17 protein-coding genes are annotated in these 15,960 nt (G+C 59.7%); 7 read left to right on the top strand and 10 right to left on the bottom strand.

Features of this window, described 5'->3' with window-relative positions; translation table 11 throughout:
- From O3X23_RS14655 to O3X23_RS14630, 5 genes are all read left to right on the top strand, one after another.
- Positions 1 to 1,038 (top strand): hypothetical protein, encoded by a 1,038-nt coding sequence (locus tag O3X23_RS14655; RefSeq protein WP_269271794.1) that lies wholly within the window; start codon positions 1 to 3, stop codon positions 1,036 to 1,038.
- Positions 1,035 to 2,729 (top strand): glycerophosphodiester phosphodiesterase, encoded by a 1,695-nt coding sequence (locus tag O3X23_RS14650; protein WP_269271793.1) that lies wholly within the window; start codon positions 1,035 to 1,037, stop codon positions 2,727 to 2,729. The genes O3X23_RS14655 and O3X23_RS14650 overlap by 4 nt, the downstream gene beginning before the upstream one ends.
- Before the next feature lie 10 nt (positions 2,730 to 2,739).
- Positions 2,740 to 3,009: a hypothetical protein gene (locus O3X23_RS14645; protein WP_269271792.1), complete on the top strand. Its 270-nt coding sequence runs from the start codon at positions 2,740 to 2,742 to the stop codon at positions 3,007 to 3,009.
- 90 nt (positions 3,010 to 3,099) lie between these two features.
- The gene (locus O3X23_RS43945; RefSeq protein ID WP_331283911.1) at positions 3,100 to 3,900 is read left to right on the top strand and encodes a peptidoglycan-binding protein; all 801 of its coding nucleotides are present in this window, start codon (positions 3,100 to 3,102) and stop codon (positions 3,898 to 3,900) included.
- 44 nt (positions 3,901 to 3,944) lie between these two features.
- On the top strand, positions 3,945 to 4,217 hold the full coding sequence (locus O3X23_RS14630; RefSeq protein WP_269271791.1) for a hypothetical protein: 273 nt from the start codon (positions 3,945 to 3,947) through the stop codon (positions 4,215 to 4,217).
- 382 nt (positions 4,218 to 4,599) lie between these two features.
- Here O3X23_RS14630 and O3X23_RS14625 read toward each other — a convergent pair whose 3' ends face one another.
- The 7 genes from O3X23_RS14625 to O3X23_RS14595 all read right to left on the bottom strand — a co-directional run bounded on the left by O3X23_RS14625 (position 4,600) and on the right by O3X23_RS14595 (position 10,870).
- Positions 4,600 to 4,992, bottom strand: a complete 393-nt coding sequence (locus tag O3X23_RS14625; RefSeq protein ID WP_269271790.1) for an Lsr2 dimerization domain-containing protein — start codon at positions 4,990 to 4,992, stop codon at positions 4,600 to 4,602.
- Positions 4,993 to 5,097: 105 nt separating this feature from the next.
- Complete coding sequence (locus tag O3X23_RS14620) at positions 5,098 to 5,733, bottom strand: hypothetical protein (protein WP_269271789.1); 636 nt, start codon at positions 5,731 to 5,733, stop codon at positions 5,098 to 5,100.
- A gap of 66 nt (positions 5,734 to 5,799) precedes the next feature.
- Complete coding sequence (locus O3X23_RS14615; protein ID WP_269271788.1) at positions 5,800 to 7,068, bottom strand: hypothetical protein; 1,269 nt, start codon at positions 7,066 to 7,068, stop codon at positions 5,800 to 5,802.
- A gap of 591 nt (positions 7,069 to 7,659) precedes the next feature.
- A complete protein-coding gene (locus O3X23_RS14610; RefSeq protein ID WP_269271787.1) occupies positions 7,660 to 8,046 on the bottom strand; it encodes a hypothetical protein in 387 nt (128 codons plus the stop codon).
- A gap of 409 nt (positions 8,047 to 8,455) precedes the next feature.
- Positions 8,456 to 8,944: a hypothetical protein gene (locus tag O3X23_RS14605; RefSeq protein WP_269271786.1), complete on the bottom strand. Its 489-nt coding sequence runs from the start codon at positions 8,942 to 8,944 to the stop codon at positions 8,456 to 8,458.
- A 146-nt stretch (positions 8,945 to 9,090) separates the two neighbouring features.
- The gene (locus tag O3X23_RS14600; protein WP_269271785.1) at positions 9,091 to 9,750 is read right to left on the bottom strand and encodes a hypothetical protein; all 660 of its coding nucleotides are present in this window, start codon (positions 9,748 to 9,750) and stop codon (positions 9,091 to 9,093) included.
- 859 nt (positions 9,751 to 10,609) lie between these two features.
- The gene (locus O3X23_RS14595) at positions 10,610 to 10,870 is read right to left on the bottom strand and encodes a hypothetical protein (RefSeq protein ID WP_269271784.1); all 261 of its coding nucleotides are present in this window, start codon (positions 10,868 to 10,870) and stop codon (positions 10,610 to 10,612) included.
- Positions 10,871 to 13,261: 2,391 nt separating this feature from the next.
- Between O3X23_RS14595 and O3X23_RS14590 the strand changes: the two genes are divergently transcribed.
- Entirely contained in the window at positions 13,262 to 13,465 is a 204-nt protein-coding gene (locus O3X23_RS14590; protein WP_269271783.1) for a hypothetical protein, read from the top strand.
- Between the two features lie 479 nt (positions 13,466 to 13,944).
- Here the strand turns inward: O3X23_RS14590 and O3X23_RS14585 are convergent, their stop codons facing one another.
- The 3 genes from O3X23_RS14585 to O3X23_RS14575 form a co-directional block, all read right to left on the bottom strand.
- Positions 13,945 to 14,277 (bottom strand): histone-like nucleoid-structuring protein Lsr2, encoded by a 333-nt coding sequence (locus O3X23_RS14585; protein WP_269271782.1) that lies wholly within the window; start codon positions 14,275 to 14,277, stop codon positions 13,945 to 13,947.
- Between the two features lie 123 nt (positions 14,278 to 14,400).
- Complete coding sequence (locus tag O3X23_RS14580; RefSeq protein WP_269271781.1) at positions 14,401 to 14,625, bottom strand: DUF397 domain-containing protein; 225 nt, start codon at positions 14,623 to 14,625, stop codon at positions 14,401 to 14,403.
- Entirely contained in the window at positions 14,622 to 15,458 is an 837-nt protein-coding gene (locus tag O3X23_RS14575; protein WP_269271780.1) for a helix-turn-helix domain-containing protein, read from the bottom strand. Before O3X23_RS14575 ends, O3X23_RS14580 begins: the two co-directional genes overlap by 4 nt.
- Before the next feature lie 119 nt (positions 15,459 to 15,577).
- Here O3X23_RS14575 and O3X23_RS14570 point away from each other — a divergent pair, with 119 nt between their 5' ends.
- On the top strand, positions 15,578 to 15,790 hold the full coding sequence (locus O3X23_RS14570; RefSeq protein ID WP_269271779.1) for a hypothetical protein: 213 nt from the start codon (positions 15,578 to 15,580) through the stop codon (positions 15,788 to 15,790).
- Positions 15,791 to 15,960 lie beyond the last annotated feature (170 nt).

Below are 15,960 nucleotides of genomic sequence, written 5' to 3'. Positions count from 1 at the left end.
ATGGCTGAAACATCCTGGCCGTTCGACCAGGGCGACGGGGTACGGGTGGATGCGGCACGGTGGCAGTCCCTCGTCTCTCCCTCCGCCCTCAGCGGTGTGACCGGGCGGTGGGGGGATCTGGCACTGTCGGTGTCGGTCTCCACGACTCAGGTCGGGTCAATCGACATCGCTCCGGGCCGGGCCATCGTCCGGGGGTTCGCCTACCGGTCTTCAGCGCTGATGACGCTCCCCCTCGCCCCGCAGACCGAGGCCCAGCCGCGCGTAGACCTGGTGGTCATCGAGCTCACCGTGACGGACGGCAAGGCAGTCATCCGTGTACTGAAGGGCCAGCCCGCAGCCAACCCGATACCTCCTGCCGTAACGCAGACCACCGGCGGCATCTGGCAGTACCCACTCGCACAGGTGACTGTCCGTCGAAGTACCACAGTGATCGACAGCATCCGAGATGTGCGCACCCTGCACGACAGCGGGAGGATCCCCGCCGTCGCAGAGACCAACGTCCCGTCAAACCCGACGCCGGGCGACCTCGTGTACTTCAAGAACCGTGCAACCGGTGCCGAGGAACTGCATATGTACGCGGCGGCCGGCGGGTGGTCCATCGTGTCTGCGGTCGGGAAAACGCGGACCTACGCTCCACAGCTCAACTGGTCGAACGGATCCTATCGCGCCAAGGGTCACTACCAATGGATAGGTTCCAACACACTCAATTTCACGGCGAATGTTACCAATACATCCGGCCGTACATGGAACGGAACACAGATGAATATCTCCCTTCCCGAGCGCGCCAGGGGAGGAATCATTCAGGTGATGGCGGCCAACCTCTGGAACAACACAACCGGCGGAGTCTACGAGGGAATGCCGAACTACATGATCGGCACGGGCTACATCAACGGCGGATGGACCTGCCAGCCGATCCTCCAGAACTACACGAACAACGCATATGAGGGCGGCGACTGGTGGGGACGATTCCCAAAGGGAGCCACGATGATCGTCAACGGAACCTACGAAGCCGACTACTACAACGAGGGGACCGCATGACTCGTTATCTCTTCGGAGGTACCACCGACACCGCCGCCGAGACGTCTACCGGCGCGCGACTCCCTTTCGTCACCGGAACAGCATGGGAATCCGGCACCGACAATGCTCTTCAGCTGACCGACCTGCTTGACATCAACGGGAATCCACTGTCGATACTAACCGCGGATGCCTCCGGAATGATTCCCGCCTTCTACGGCCCCGATGGGACAGAATACGTTTGGATTGACTTCGGGGCCGGCCGCTACAAGGTACTGCCTACCGACACCAACAGCCGCCTGAAAGAGCACCTTTCAGCGACCGATCCACACGGCAGCCGCGAGTGGGCTACTACCCGGTTCCTCCCGCAGACCAGCATCACCGTGGATGACCTCATCAGCGAAATGCCCTTCTACATCGCTCACCGGGGCAGCGGTATGGAATACCCCGAGCACACGCTCATGGCCTACGAATCCGCGATAGCTCACGGTGCGAAGGCCATCGAGGTCTCGGCGAACGTCACGTCGGACGGTGTGCTGGTATGCCTGCATGACGCGCTCCTGGACCGGACCACGAACAGCACTGGAAGTATCGAGTCGTGGACGTACGCGGCTGTCCACAACAAGGTGCGTACCAACGCCGGGCCACTCCTCGGTTCTGGTTGGGTGGAACAACCGCTGACTCCCCTGCGTGATGTCCTCGACCGTTTCATGGGTCGCTGCATCATCTTCCTGGAGCCAAAGTCGAATGCGGCCGTACCGGTCCTGAAGAAGCTACTCAGTGACTTCTATCCGTACGCCAACCAGTCCGTTGTGTGGAAGAGCCACATCTCCTCGAACACGTGGCCCTGGGCGAAGGCTCAGGGCTTCCAGACGTGGGCATACCTCGATGTCGCCACCACCAACGCGCAGATGGACGCCATCGCCGAGAACATCGACATGTGGGGTACCCCCTACGGGATGACCGACGCTCGCATAGCGGAGATCACCGCGCGTCGGCAACTCGCCATCGGCTGGGAGGTACACCGCCGGTCCGAACGTGACCGACTGGTAGGACTCGGCGTACGCGGCATGATGTGCCCGCAGATCCAGTACGTGCGCAACAGCAAGCAGCTTGGCCCGGCCGATGACTGGGCCACCGGCATCAAGGCGCCCGGGGACATGGGCTACGTAACGTACGACCCCGCCAGGGCACTGAAGTACGACGGGACCGGCGGCGTGTACTTCGGAGTCGTGAGCGGATCCGGACTCATCGGGTCTCGCTCCCTTCCGACCCCTCCATCGAGCGGTTACCGGGTGCAGTTCGACATGCGCTTCGATACTCCACCCCCTGCTATCGAGCATGCCGGCATCGCTTTCGGACGGCTGAAGGACGACACATACCGCTTCGGTGCGGCCAATGCTTCCGGGGGATACCACCTCGCGTTGCGTGGCAGTGGCGACCTACAGCTCTATACCCACGCACCAGGATCCACCACTGGTACCCAGCTCGCAGCCGCATCCTCCGCTGCTCCCGCGGCTGGCCAGTGGGTCACATTCCAGATCGATGTCACACCTACACAGGTCATTGTGAAGCGCATCGATGTCACACCGAACATCACCCTGACCGTGAACAACACCGCATATCGCGGCGGATACGTTCACCTGTCGAACGGAACGGTCACCACCCTCACGGCACGGCCGATCTGGCGGCGGATGACAATCACACCTCTGTGAGAGGAGCCATATGAGCCCGAGCAACATCCTGGCTCTCGCGGGGACCGTGGCATCCGTCGCCGCAGCTGTCGTCCTGGTGAAGGCCGCAGTCCAGATCAACACAGCACGGGTATGGCGTGAGGAAGCCGAGGCTCAGCGAGCCCGTGCGGACCGACTGCAATCCGACCTGTCCGAGATCAAGGATCGCCTTACCCGCATCGAAGCGGAGAACGGCCGACTGATTGACCTGCTGACCGCACTCAACCCCGCGCGTATCACGGCACTCCGTCAGCCTGACTGATTTATCTAACCAGTTGAATAAAAAACGCACCCTGTCACCCGGCCCCCGCAACTCGGGGGCCTTTTTCATGCCCACACGCAAGGAGCAAACATGTCCGGAGCGAAGGAACTGATCCGCGTAGCGAAGAGCCAGGTCGGTTATCGAGAGGGCTACTCGGATGGCCACTGGAACAACAAGAACCGATACGGCGCCTGGTACGGGATGGATGAGGCCGCGTGGTGCGGGATCTTCGTCAGTTGGGTGGCCGCACAGAGTGGTAACACTGCCGTAGTGCCTCGATATGCCTGGTGCCCGAGCGGTGTCGAGTGGTACCGAAGCCGCGGCCGGTTCAGTGTGTATCCGGTGATTGGCGGCATCGTGTTCTTCGGTGCCGGCGGTGGGAGTCACACCGGCATCGTCTACCGATACGACGCAGAATCCATCTTCACCATTGAGGGCAACACGAACGCCAACGGCAGCGCCGAGGGTGATGGCGTGTATCTGAAGCAGCGTGCCCGCAAGTCGAGTTACGTCTACGGCTATGGCATCCCTGCCTTCGCCGAAGGTGTCGTTGTCGCCGATCCGGAGTGGAAGGGCCGCAAGGGTGTCACCTTCTTCGGGCAGGAGGCGAGCGAGGCTGACATCCCGAGCGGTGGAGGCGGTACCCCCGCGATTCCCGCGTTTCCGGGTGCGCAGTACTTCAAGGCCGGCGCGGTCAATGACTTCGTCACTCAGCTCGGCAAGGCGCTCGTCCGGCACGGTCTCGGCCGGTTCTACTCGGTCGGTCCGGGTCGGAAGTGGGGTGACGCGGACCGCAATGCGGTTCGCGCATTCCAGCTTGCACAGGGTTGGTCCGGCTCCGATGCGGACGGATACCCGGGTTCGGAGACCTGGCACCGGCTCATGCAGTAGCCCACCCATCGACCAACCAACACCCCCGAACTCAAGGAGTACTCATGACGGATACCGACAAGGACATAGCCCGCGCGAGCAGATACGGGCTGATCGACTTCGTCCGAACCCATCCCGCACGTGTCTACAGCGTGCTTGCGTCCGCGCTTGCCCTGGCGGCCGTGTACGTGCCCGGCCTGCCTCGTGAGGGGATCCTCGCGGTTCTGGCCGCGATGCTGGGTGGCGGTGAGATCGTCCAGCGGTTCGAGGACGGGAAGACACTCACCGCCGCACAGCTGCCCACCGACGACGCTACGGACACACAGCTGCCCATCTGACCCAACCCGCTACAGACGCACGGCACAGAGCCCCCAAGCCACTCCACTACGGAGAGGCTTGGGGGCTCTTTCGTCGTTTCAGGCTCTGCCTGCCCGCTCCTGCGCGGCCTCTGTGGTTGAGGCACCGAGCCTCGCTCATCGAGGACCAGGGCCAGGGCCAGGGCCAGGACCACGCCCACGTCAGCAACGCAGAAAGGCCCCGCCCATCCGGTGAGGGACAGGCGGGGCCAGTGCACGGGGCAGAGAGCTCGACTGGTGAGGCTGTAAAGGGAACGCCCTCCGCTGTGCGACGTACGCCCAAGGGAGAGCCGTAGGCCGCTACAACGAAAGGCACGGCTACCCCATCGGGCAACCGTGCCTTCCATCGTGGCGAACTACTCGATCAGCGGGAGAGAGGTGTCATATCTACATCCGGGTTGGACTTGCGGAAGGCTTCCTGGACCTTCCCCGGCACGCGCCCCATTTCCGGGCACGGGACCTCCATGAACTTCGCCCACCTCCGGATCTTCTGAATGAGTGCGATGCGCACGGGGTCTACCGGCTTACGCTTGGGCCTCGGAGCGACGTACACATGCCGTTCAACCTTTATTGCTCCGTTCGCAACCCACCGAGCGAGCATCTCCCGGAGTTCATTCGCTGCGTCCCCGTGCGTATCCATCGTAAAGTCGGCGCCGTCGATCCCGAACTTCAACCCTTCCTCCGTTACTTCCTCGGCAATCTCCAGACCAGTCATATCGTCGGTGTAGTCCGTGACGACTCGTGTCTGCTTAGCCATTGACGTTCTCCAGGTTCCATCATCATCTGCTCAACCGGACCGGCTGTGCATGGTGCCCGCCATGGATTTGCACCATGGTTCACCCAAGCTAGGCGGGCGGATCACTTACTTCTTGGCGGCAGCTCTACGGCTTGGGGGCTTCGGTTCCGCCTTTATCGTGACAGGCTCCGCGACAATTTCGGCTTCCTGAATCCCGGGGTCAGGGTCCGTGGATTCCACCGGAACAGCCGTCACCTCATCCGGTTCGGGATCTACCTGAATCGCCACCTTGAGGGCCTCGATCTTGGTTTCCCAAAACGCCTTTCCGCGCTGAGACTTGGATGCGATGAATATCGCTGTCCAGTTCTCAATAGCCTGCTCCGCATCGATGATTCCGAGTTCCTTCTCGACACGAGCACGCTTGATCGGATCCACTACAAAAGTGTCCCAATCCTCGTCGTCCCCGTCGTCATCGTCATCATCGTCATCGTCGTCGTCATCGGCCAACGAGGTCTGAGCCACGGAGCTCTTAGTCTCCTCGCGCGTGCTCACCGGAACCGGGCTGGCAGCTATCCAGACGTGCATCTCGTCTGCGATAGCCTCCTCACAATTACCGCAGTCCGTACCAGGCTCATAGTCCTCGAATGGCACGACTTCCAGAGCCTTGAATCCGGTCACGGAGTTGTTTCGGACAACTACGCACTTTTCCGGTTCCGTGTTGGATGAGTGGACGTTGCCATTCACGGCTACGTACAGCGTCATTTCTTCTCCCTTGTGTTCCTACTGGGTTCCCGCAGGGTTGTGATTTGCGAGAGTGTCGAGGTGTCTCTATGCCACATTCAGCAGCGCGAGGAATGGGTTGGGGTTTGCGGGCGCGGGCAGGCCGCCCCCGCCTCTCAGCCTGGGTGACTGTCGCGGAATCCGGTACAGCATCACCGGCCGACCGGGCCCATCCTTGATGACTTCAAGGGCGATCAATCCGCGCCCTTTCATCACTTCCAGATCCGCCGCATTCGCGCCTGTCGCCCGCTGAAGCACAGCCGACCGCACCCCTCCCGGGTGATCTGAAAGGTGCTTAAGAATCCGCTCCTCCGGAGAGATCTTCTTATTGCTCTTCCCAGGCCCGTCCTTAGTCAGGTCAAGGACCGTGCGAACGCTGTACCCGACGAAGCTGATAGCAGCACGCATGTGCTTCTCTGCGATGCGGGAGGTTCCGTCCGAGGCTGCCAGTAGTGCGGCAACTCGGTATGTGGACTCTGCCGTACGAGCCACGAAAGCCCCCTGATGCTCAGGCAGTGAGGCGAGGAGAATGCTTTCCGCCCTCCTCATAATCCAGTTGAGATAATCCGCCTTCCGGTTGGGTTCCATGACGTGCGGCTCATTGGACAGCCAGGCGAACGCCGATACCAGGTCACGCGTATCGACGTCCGGCAGCTGCCTATGTCGCAGCAGCGGCACACGATCCAACTGAATCGGCAGCATCCTGTTGTAGGAACCACCTGCGGCATCGTCGTAGCTGATGAACTTTCGCCAATCCGATGGAGTGATGTGAGTGTGAAAGACAATACGTCCCCCTCTCACTTCCTGCGGAGCGTCGCTCTCAGATTTCTTCTTGGTCGTGTTCCGGAGAACTCGACAGTCCCAGGCATTGCGAATCTTGGATGTGAACGACGGGTCACGGGATGCCCTTTCCAGGATCTCCCGCCACTCCTCTTCCACTACCAGGACACGTTTATCCTCGATCCCGTACGCCTCATTTGTCTTGACCATCTGCCTATAGATATGGTCCACGAGGGCAGCTCCGGATGTGATTCCGGATGTTGTCCGCAGCTCAAGATCATTGCCAATAGACTTGGCCATGATGTGCTGAGCTGCACCCAATGCAACCCCCTTACCGATTCCCGTGCCAGCCACGAGGGCAGTGGACACGAGAGGGCTGCGCTGCAAGTCCGGATCGAGAAACACTCTGTCGCCGATGGCCATTGACCACATGGACAGACATGCCGCGTAGATGCCGACTGGATCCGATTCGACATATGGCGCGATCTCTTTAACAGCCCGACCTATCGGACCGTAAAGGATGACGTCATCGGACACCTGGTTCCTCTCCATCAATGATCGCGACCGAAGAGAACGCTTCCATGAAGAAGGCCATAAAGACTTTCGCATGTCGTGCGCACATGAACACCTCGGCTACGCTGCCATAGGTCATAGAAAGCTGACCCACGACCTTAGAAACCGTTCCCTCCAAAGCACAGGGTCCGCATTTCGTCATGACCTATTCTCTTTTCTCTCCTGCTAGCCAGTTTTGGCCAGCATGGTGCCTCTCCCGGCATTTGCAACCGGGTTTACCCACCTAGGGAGGCAGCGCGTATCTAGCCCTTGTGCACTTCGCAGTTACATTCTGACTGCCCTGTACAGTAGAGAGCTTTATGTCCGTACTTCGGCAACCATATGTTTGCCCTGTATTTCACATTGCCGAGCATCCACCACTTGACGTAACTCAGACCCGAATCCCAATGGTCACCGACCCGCGCAGGGCAGGGGCCTCCGTCAAATGGTTTTTCACCAATCCAGAACGTCACCTCGCTTCTGCTAACGTGACATCCGGCCCGGTCCATGTGCACTTGAGCAGTGCAGTTCCAGCCCAGATGCTCGGTAAGCACAAGCTGATCGGTATTGATCTTGTCAATGCGCATCTGTACCCCCCGGATCTGCTTCAATTGTCGGCAAGTCAGGAGGTGGGAACAATGACTCCCCCTCTGGCTCACATCCCCGGTAGTCAGAGACTTTGATGTAGCCCCCCTGCTGCCTATCAAGACGAATCCAGGGGCCCATTGTGATGTCACTCCAGGCAGCTTGAATCTCTTCGATGCCGAGCTCGGCCGAGTAGCTCATTGCCCAGCATGTGATTTCCGGACCGTAGATTTCTTTCCAGCCGTGCACGATAGGGAACAACTGCTCGAACCTCTTGACCACGACTGAAGCGCGGGCATCGGCCAGATCAGGGAGACTCGCATAGGACGGATCGCGCTCGGGATCTTTCTCCCCAAGCGCCATAACCCAGCGCGTCATCCAGCGCCACCCTTGGAGGGAAGCATTATGGTTTTCTCCGTTTCTCCTTCGTGGCCCGTTCGGCCACGGAGCCCCTCTCCGGACTTGCACCGGAGTTAACCCAACTAGGAGGGCTGCCGAATTATTCGGCGAGTATCTTGACGAAGTAAATGGCGCTACTCGTGAAGGCCAACCATTCGGCCCTCTTCCAACTACTCGCGCCGTAAGGGATGACTTCTCCAGAGAAGACGCCCTGTGCGTCGTCGTAGTAGAGAGACATCCTGGAGGCCCAAGGACCGCTAGTGATCCGAATGCAGACAGGTTCGGACAAGCGAGTAAATGTGAATCCACCGCTGGCAAGAGATCGCCCTAGATCGTCTAGCGGCTCAGTGTCAGGAACGTCCCGCCCGTGATATCGAACTGTCACGACCTAGTACCCGCCCTTGTATTCCGACTCACGGAACGCCTCAAGTACTGCCAAGCCGACACGACCGACAAATATCGACGTGCCATCCTTCTCAGTCGCGGCACCCGTAGACATCAGGAAGTTGGTGCTAATCGCGTTCCAAGAATCCCCTTCGCGCCGCTGAACGAATGCCTTTGGTGCGAGCGACGTCACGGCAGTCTCGCGAAGGTCGTAAGCATCCAAGAGGCTGAGCCTGCCCGATACCTCATACGTATCGGTGATCACCCGCGCCCACGTTCGGGCCGTTTCTAGATCGAACACTGCTGTACCCCCGCACTCCGCGCACGTAATGTCACGAGGGTGTGAGTCGTAAACAGGCTTCGCCTCGATTACGGGCTTACCGCATGCCGTGAGATGCCCCGACCAAGTCGCGTGCGTCTCTCCTGGAGTTGCTTCGCTCCAGGCAGTTTGCATGTTCGTGAGGCGCTCGCACATAGAGTCATCGTTGTTCACGATGCTTCTCCTCTTCTCTCGTGGCCAGACAGGCCACGGCGCCCCTGCTGGTATTCGCAACCAGCTCTCACCGCCTAGGGGGGCTGCGACGACCTAACGCCGCCCATCGAGGTAACTCATCGGCATCCCTGGATACTCGTTCACTGTCATCCGTGGAAAACCGCTTTCCCGAATATCGCGTACTGAAGAATCAGATCCGCCGAGGACGGACGAACAGCCCTCATCGCATCCCCAACGCCGCGATGATCCGCAGACATGAGGGCGCGCAAGAGCTCCGCAGCCGGCACATCAATCGGCATGAGACTCTCGGCGGTACGCAGCATCGTGCGCACGTGGCCGGCATCGATTACGACCGGCTCTAGCCACTGCTCATCGTCGAAGGGATTCCGGACAGAGAGCGTGGCTCTCCACCACATCGGCGCCTCATACGACGCCACTTCGAGGTTCCACCGATCCCACTTGGTCCCCATATACAGAAGGGCCAGCAGGTCATAGGGGCTCAGGTTCAAGTCCTGACCATGTCGTGATCGGTGATAGACGGACTCGGGAACCCACTGGATATCGGTAACGTCCAAATCAACCATTACTCCGAAGAGCTGGTGATCGCAGCAGTACCCGACGCTCCTGACAAGTTCCGTCAGATCGATGTCCTGCACCAGCGGTATAGTCCGGCAACCGTCACACAGCTGCTCGGACTGTCCAGTGAAGACACGACTGACCTTTGCGCCACCATTACCGTTCCACTGCAATCGGGTAAACCCCAACTGCGGGACGTAGGCGTACGCAACATTGCAGTAGTCATCCATACTGCTTCTCCTTTTCTCTCCCAGCCTTTAATCAGGTTGGGGCGCCCTAGGCGGGAATCGAACCCGCACGTAGCCAGTTCAACACCGAAGCATTGATCTAGAGCTGTACTACTAGTAATCGATGGTGTGGTGCCAAAGAACGGATTCAGAGAACGGGTTGTCTCCGACGTAAGCACGACGCTCAGCCGCACGGTCATGGCGCGACCAGGACGAGTACACATTGGCACCGGTCTCTAGAGTCATGCGATGCTGCACGGCTCTAATAGCCTGATTCCGTCGCCTGAAGACATAGGCTTGGCTCACCGCCAAGTCATTCCCGCTCGGCCAATACGCGCTCGCCTTGTAACCAGGGCCGCTCAGAGGCAGCAACTTGAAGATGGTGAACCCATAGTTCAGATCCCCCATGTGATGGAGGAGCTGACCGGCAGACTTGTGCACGTACTCGACTCGCCGGGCTTCCAATTTGGAAACAGTCAGTCGAGCCCCATGCTGGCGACGTCGAATTGCCTCCCTCCGAGAGACCGATGAACCAAATTGGTTCCGCAGAATCTCCCGATGAAAGAACATCACATTAGACATAACTTCTCCTTGGTCTAGGACGCATCATCACGTTCGACATAAAGCCGCTCATGGATGAGAAACGTTCTTTCCCCTGGGTCAAGAACCAAATCCCGCTCGGCTAGCTTCCTGCCGCAATCGCAGCACGAGTACATGCGATACGCGATACGCGCATACATGCCTTTGCTGCATTCTGCGCACAGGATCGCATTGAACGACACTGGCACTCTCTCCTTTCTCATTGCCTGCCACATCAGTACGGGTAGGCAAACCCCCGCAGACGACCCGAAGGCCGTTTCGGCTATGGACGCCTCCACTCGGAAAGCTCCTCGGTAATAAACTCGCGCTCGAACTCGCGCAAAGAAGCGACCGTGTTCTCAAAGCTCCACTTGAAGGGCGTAGAAACATGCCGCCCATCCCTGCGGACAGAACTTGTTCTTACTTCTCCCGTATCGAGTAGCACGACGGCTCTGCTAACGAGCACGGTCGACTTGCCAAGGACGAATTCCTTACGACGGATCACCTTTGCGAGGATCACGACGCCTGTATCCCAGTCGATCATCGGTATCTTCTCCTTCTTTGGCCTGCCACGTCGGAACAGGAGGCCATTCCTTGCGAACACGCCTTCTCATGTACACACTTAAGTAATTGGGCAAAGAGAAGGCGTGTTTCGACAATCAATACGACTCGACGCGAACCCCACCACGCGGACCTAGGGTCCAACGCTGTACCGGGTAGTCGGCAAGCTCCCATCTACCTTCGGCCTTACTGCCGACATAGATGTCCATACTGCACTCATCCACCTGGACAAGCGGGTACGCAATGGCCCCCGCGGCATGGCTGATATGCACCTCGCCGGCGTCGCAGAATACGACACGGCTGGCACCATCAGTGATTGGGGTCATGCCGGAGTGAGCTCTACGCCATAGGGCATCCTTAGCAGCCCCTCTCGACACCCACGTTTCCATGTCCTTGAACATGTCACTCAGGCCGAATCCGGAACCGCCATGCCACACAGCAAACACGCGGGACACAACTCCACCTCTCATCTCCTAAGGCCAATCCGTACACACTTAAGTAATTCGGCAAAAATATATGCCCACGGACCAGCCTCAATCTCTCCATCTATCGACTGACCTCACAGACCATGCGGACTGTGAAGGCAGCGCCGAGGACAGGACTGGCATAAGAAGGACCACATATGGCATGCGAGCCTACGACCTATCCCCCACGCTGCACCGAAGTGCAAAGAGAGAAAGAAAATTGGAGAAGGTTCGCAGGATTGAAAACAGGTGACGTCACGGCGCAAGCACCGACCCTAAGAAGCATACGCAGTAGTCACTCTCAACGGAGGCTAGTCAAGGGCAGATGTGCCCTATCTGCTACGTACGGTTCCACAGGTAACTACCCTCCTGCGAACACATAGCTACACTATTCAGTTCTCAAGTAACGCATGCTTCCTTTGCTGTGCTTCGCGAAGCCTCGTAGCAGCGTCACGGTGTGGCAATAAAGCACCACACTGATATCGCTACCGTCACAGGCCAGTCCACACCCTCCGGGCATCATAGTGAATATCATTGGAAGCTAATCCATCATCGGGCGTTAGGCCCTTTCGAGCTTTTCCCCTTCTGACTTCATCAGCTTATCACATTCGCGGGCCTTTCGAATTCCATTGCCTTTCGGCTCCGGATTTCGCCCTTCCCGCTTGGCGATGTCTCTACTATAGCATCCCGTACACGCTTAAGTAACCCCCCAATTTAGACCGGCGGACTGCCACAGGAGGGCCATAGCGGGCCGCAAATGCTGGCACTGGACAACGACCCCAACCCTTGCATTCTGACCGCTGGAATAGCCTTCTGTGGCCACCTCGGGCCCAATAAGGAATGCGGGAATCACGGCGGTCCGCAGTAGCCCACCCATTCAATCGGGCCACCCCGCCGCCCAGCGACCTAACTACTCAATCCCCGGATTCATGCATGCGCAATAAATGCCAACGCAATAAGGTTAGGTAATTAGGTCGGGCAACCGTCACCCATAATCACAATTAGGTATGTATAACGTTAGGTGGGGTAATGTTTCTCTATTTCATGAGGAACCGCCAGCCGAGGCATGTCCTCCGCCGACGTACGTATCTGGTGACTGCCGGTCACTACCTACTTACTTATCTTACTCGCGTTTCGGACGCCCTTGATTGCTGCGCATCCACATAAGGCGATGTAAAGCCTCTGCCCTCTTTCGAGCGAGAAGTGCGGTCTCTCGGCAGTGATTTGCTAGCCTACTCAGCTCCTCGGTTTCTAGTCCGAAGTCAGCCTCCAATGCACCGATTAGAAGCTGTCGCTCGTAGTAGGCCGTCGTGTGATCTCTCTCATTTCGCCCAGCCAATAGGTCCTCAAAGTCAACAAGCGCGAGTTGAGGCACCAGCTCGATCAGGTTCTCGGGTGAGGACCTCGCTCGCTCCCAGAGTGTATTCAATGTCCTCAGATGCAAGTGATTCGCGCGTCTTAAATCTTCCAACGCAGCGTCGATAAGAGCAGAGGGTGCATCGTGTCGCCTTTGAACGTGTCCAGCCATGGACGCTTCGGCTTTCCGACGCCGGTCCGTCCAATACTTGAGGTTGCCGCCCCATGCCTGCACGACGATCCCCAGAACGTCTCTGCCGGGTAGCTGCTTGCCGCTCAACCATGCGTAGTAGGTCGTGCGGTTGATCCCTACGAGGTCACAGGTGGCTCTAAGGGCTCCTGCTGGGCCTGCTGCATCCCGGAGTCCTTTCAGCTCGGCGGCGAAGGCATGGAGGGGGTTCTCCGGGTCCAGTGAGTTCGCTCGTCGCCCCACGTCCGCCCCCGTAGTCCTGTGAAGTCCTGAGAAGTTCTGATGTAGTCCGGAATCCTAGTGCGGTTGCCGGCCTGCGCAGATGCTGGGAATCGTCCATCTCGGCTGTGTGCAACGGAGGTTCATGATGGGGTTGTCGATCGGCGTGAGGCTGCTGCTGGTCCTGGCCGCGACGCTGGTAGCGGTGATCGTCGGTATGCTGGCCGGCCTCCTGGCGTACCTCGATAGCAGCCGACTCCCCGCCGTCATCACGCGCGGTGGTGCCGCGGCCGGAGTCTCCTTGACGCTCCTACTTCTGATGCTCAGCAGTCTTGGCGTCCTCGGCTAGCGTCCTCCGCCGGCCTCGCTATCGGCAGGCCGCGGACGCCCATTCCGACCTGTCGTGTCCAGTCTTCGGGCTCTGCTTGCGTGGCGGGATCCCAGCGTAGACAGGCGAGGTATGCGTCATCGCCTGTCGCGTAGGCCCAGCCGTAGTCCCAGGTATGTGGAGACGCCTTTGGAGTCATCATCAGTCGCCAGTCACCGCCGAGCGAACTTATGTGCAGGCGGTAGGGACCCCACTCCTTCACCGTGTATGCCTCGCTCACCGCATCCCACTCCAGTGCGGGCATCAGCGGGTCTCCGGAGGTCAGTGATCGGCCTTTGTTCCTGAGTCTTTGTGCGGTGATGTCTCGGAGTACTGCGTCTACATCCATCTCGACAACCTACCTGCATGCATGGGAGCCCCCGTATGCCGAAGGCTCCCATGCATGAGACCCCGCCATCCGAGACGCTGGGTGGCGGGGTCTTACAAGCGGTGAAGCGTGATCAGTGGGCGGCTTCGTACGCCTCGCGGACAGTGGCGGGAACGCGGCCCCGGTCGTTCACGTCGTAGCCGTTCTCCTTGGCCCATACGCGAATCGCTGCCGTGTCACTGTTGACCGGACCGACCTTGCGGGGGCCGCTTACGCCACGGGTGCGTCCGACCTTGCGGGAAGCCTTGACGAACGGGCCCAACGCGTCGAGAAGCTTGTCGTAGCTGTCCGGGCCGAGGTCGATCTCATAGGAGACGCCATCGACGGAGAACGTGTGAGTAGATGCCTCGGCGGACTCTTTGCCGGTGAGGTCATCCGTGTAAATGGTTACGATTTTCTGGGCCATTGGCGCACATTAGCAGCACGCCGGAGCAACGCATAGAAATAACCCGTTGTGTGCACGCCCGTACGGACAGGCAGCACGACGAAGCCCCCGCCGTGGGGTGGCGAGGGCTGGTCGAGTGTGGCGTCAGGCGGTAGGAAACTCTCCGCTCTGAACGCCAGCAACGAACGATGCCCACGCATCCGGCGTGAAGGTGAGCGCGGGGCCGTGCGGGTCCTTCGAGTCGCGAACAGGGACGACGCCGGTCACTGCTGCCGCAGGTGACCACTCGATGCACTGTCCGCCTTCGCCGCCGCTGTAAGTGCTCTTGACCCACTGTGTGGAACCGCTGGGGTCGGGGGTGTTGCTCATCTGGCGTGATCCTCCGCGATCTGTCGAATGAGGGTCACAGACTCATCGGGCGAGAGTGCGGCAGCGCGTAGCCGTTCGTACGTGGCCTTAGCGCCCCCAACAGCTGTCGCCGAATCGTTCACGTGGCCCTGATCTCTGGTCTCTGAGTACAGGACTGTCGCCCCGCTGCCTGGCGTAAGCAGGGTAAACGGTAGTGATGACGCCGGGGCACCCGCTTTGAAGGGGAGAACTTGCAACGTGATGTGGGGCGTTGCCGCTTCGGCGACGAGGTGCCCAAGCTGTGCAGCCATGACGCCGGGGCTACCGACGACGGTACGCAGGACCGACTCATGCAGGATGACCCACAGAAGCGGAGGATCCTTGCGCAGCATCACGTCACGCCGACGCAAGCGAGCTTCCGCACGGGCTTTGATCTGGTCGTCAGTCTCACGCGGGTGTGTCGCTCGGAAGCCCGCTTCCGCGTACTCATGGGTCTGCAACATGCCCATGACGAACGCGTTGCTGTAGTCCTCAACCCGGCTCGCGTCCCGCTCCAGGTTCACGTACGGAATGAACCAGTTGGGATGCCCGCGCTCGCTGATTCTCACCAGGATCCGCGCGAACCAGCCCGACGTGTTGAAGTAGCGGTCACAGCCCTCCGCGAACTGAGGGGACGGCATCGACTTGCCGTTCTTCACCTTGGACACGTACGGCTCTTTGTACCCAGTCGCCTCGGCTAGACCCCGCTGGCTGGCCCCTTCCTTGTGGGCTAACGCCTCTTCAACTTCCCGCCCGAACCACTCAAGGCCGTTCGCGGGTTCGCCGGTCGCCACGGGGTGCGGCTGCTCGCTCATGTGTTCAACTCCCCGCCTTTCCAACTGGTTTGGAAACCCTCCAGACCTGTTGAGCGTACGCGCGAAGGGCAACCCTTGGAACACGGAAGGTGACGACGCAAGCGAAGCGAGGCAGCCCGATGGACACGAGACGGCAGACCGCCGATGACGACGTACGGCGCATCGCTGAGAACACAGCGGATGAGCTGGCTGAGGCGTTCGCGAAGATCGGGTTCAACGTGGTGGTCACCCCGGATCCGCCCATGTACGGCCGTGCGTTCGTCGCCATCGCACCGATGCGTCATGACGTGGCGGTCCGGTTGATTGACGAACTGGGGAAGTGCGACCGGTGAGCGCCCAAGATCCGTCTGCGGCGTCCAGGCGCGTTGAGGTCGGCAAGGTGGCCCACGACATCGACAGGCAGCGCCTAGGACTTGTGACGGCCATTGAAGGCCGCGCAGTCAGCCTGCGTCCATTGCGATCGGGCAGACCATGGGACGCCGATATCGACAGTGTCCGGCGG

It is taken from the genome of Streptomyces sp. H39-S7 (genome assembly GCF_027158205.1).
Taxonomy (GTDB): Bacteria; Actinomycetota; Actinomycetes; order Streptomycetales; family Streptomycetaceae; genus Actinacidiphila.
This window is presented reverse-complemented; position numbering and strand designations above follow the sequence as displayed.

Coding starts and splice junctions, on each gene's coding strand:
- O3X23_RS14570 (WP_269271779.1), top strand. CDS start 15,578: ATGGACACGAGACGGCAGACCGCCGATGACGACGTACGGCGCATCGCT.
- O3X23_RS43945 (WP_331283911.1), top strand. CDS start 3,100: ATGTCCGGAGCGAAGGAACTGATCCGCGTAGCGAAGAGCCAGGTCGGT.
- O3X23_RS14600 (WP_269271785.1), bottom strand. CDS start 9,750: ATGGATGACTACTGCAATGTTGCGTACGCCTACGTCCCGCAGTTGGGG.
- O3X23_RS14585 (WP_269271782.1), bottom strand. CDS start 14,277: ATGGCCCAGAAAATCGTAACCATTTACACGGATGACCTCACCGGCAAA.
- O3X23_RS14625 (WP_269271790.1), bottom strand. CDS start 4,992: ATGGCTAAGCAGACACGAGTCGTCACGGACTACACCGACGATATGACT.
- O3X23_RS14645 (WP_269271792.1), top strand. CDS start 2,740: ATGAGCCCGAGCAACATCCTGGCTCTCGCGGGGACCGTGGCATCCGTC.
- O3X23_RS14650 (WP_269271793.1), top strand. CDS start 1,035: ATGACTCGTTATCTCTTCGGAGGTACCACCGACACCGCCGCCGAGACG.
- O3X23_RS14630 (WP_269271791.1), top strand. CDS start 3,945: ATGACGGATACCGACAAGGACATAGCCCGCGCGAGCAGATACGGGCTG.
- O3X23_RS14580 (WP_269271781.1), bottom strand. CDS start 14,625: ATGAGCAACACCCCCGACCCCAGCGGTTCCACACAGTGGGTCAAGAGC.
- O3X23_RS14575 (WP_269271780.1), bottom strand. CDS start 15,458: ATGAGCGAGCAGCCGCACCCCGTGGCGACCGGCGAACCCGCGAACGGC.
- O3X23_RS14595 (WP_269271784.1), bottom strand. CDS start 10,870: ATGATCGACTGGGATACAGGCGTCGTGATCCTCGCAAAGGTGATCCGT.
- O3X23_RS14610 (WP_269271787.1), bottom strand. CDS start 8,046: ATGACGCGCTGGGTTATGGCGCTTGGGGAGAAAGATCCCGAGCGCGAT.
- O3X23_RS14590 (WP_269271783.1), top strand. CDS start 13,262: ATGATGGGGTTGTCGATCGGCGTGAGGCTGCTGCTGGTCCTGGCCGCG.
- O3X23_RS14655 (WP_269271794.1), top strand. CDS start 1: ATGGCTGAAACATCCTGGCCGTTCGACCAGGGCGACGGGGTACGGGTG.
- O3X23_RS14620 (WP_269271789.1), bottom strand. CDS start 5,733: ATGACGCTGTACGTAGCCGTGAATGGCAACGTCCACTCATCCAACACG.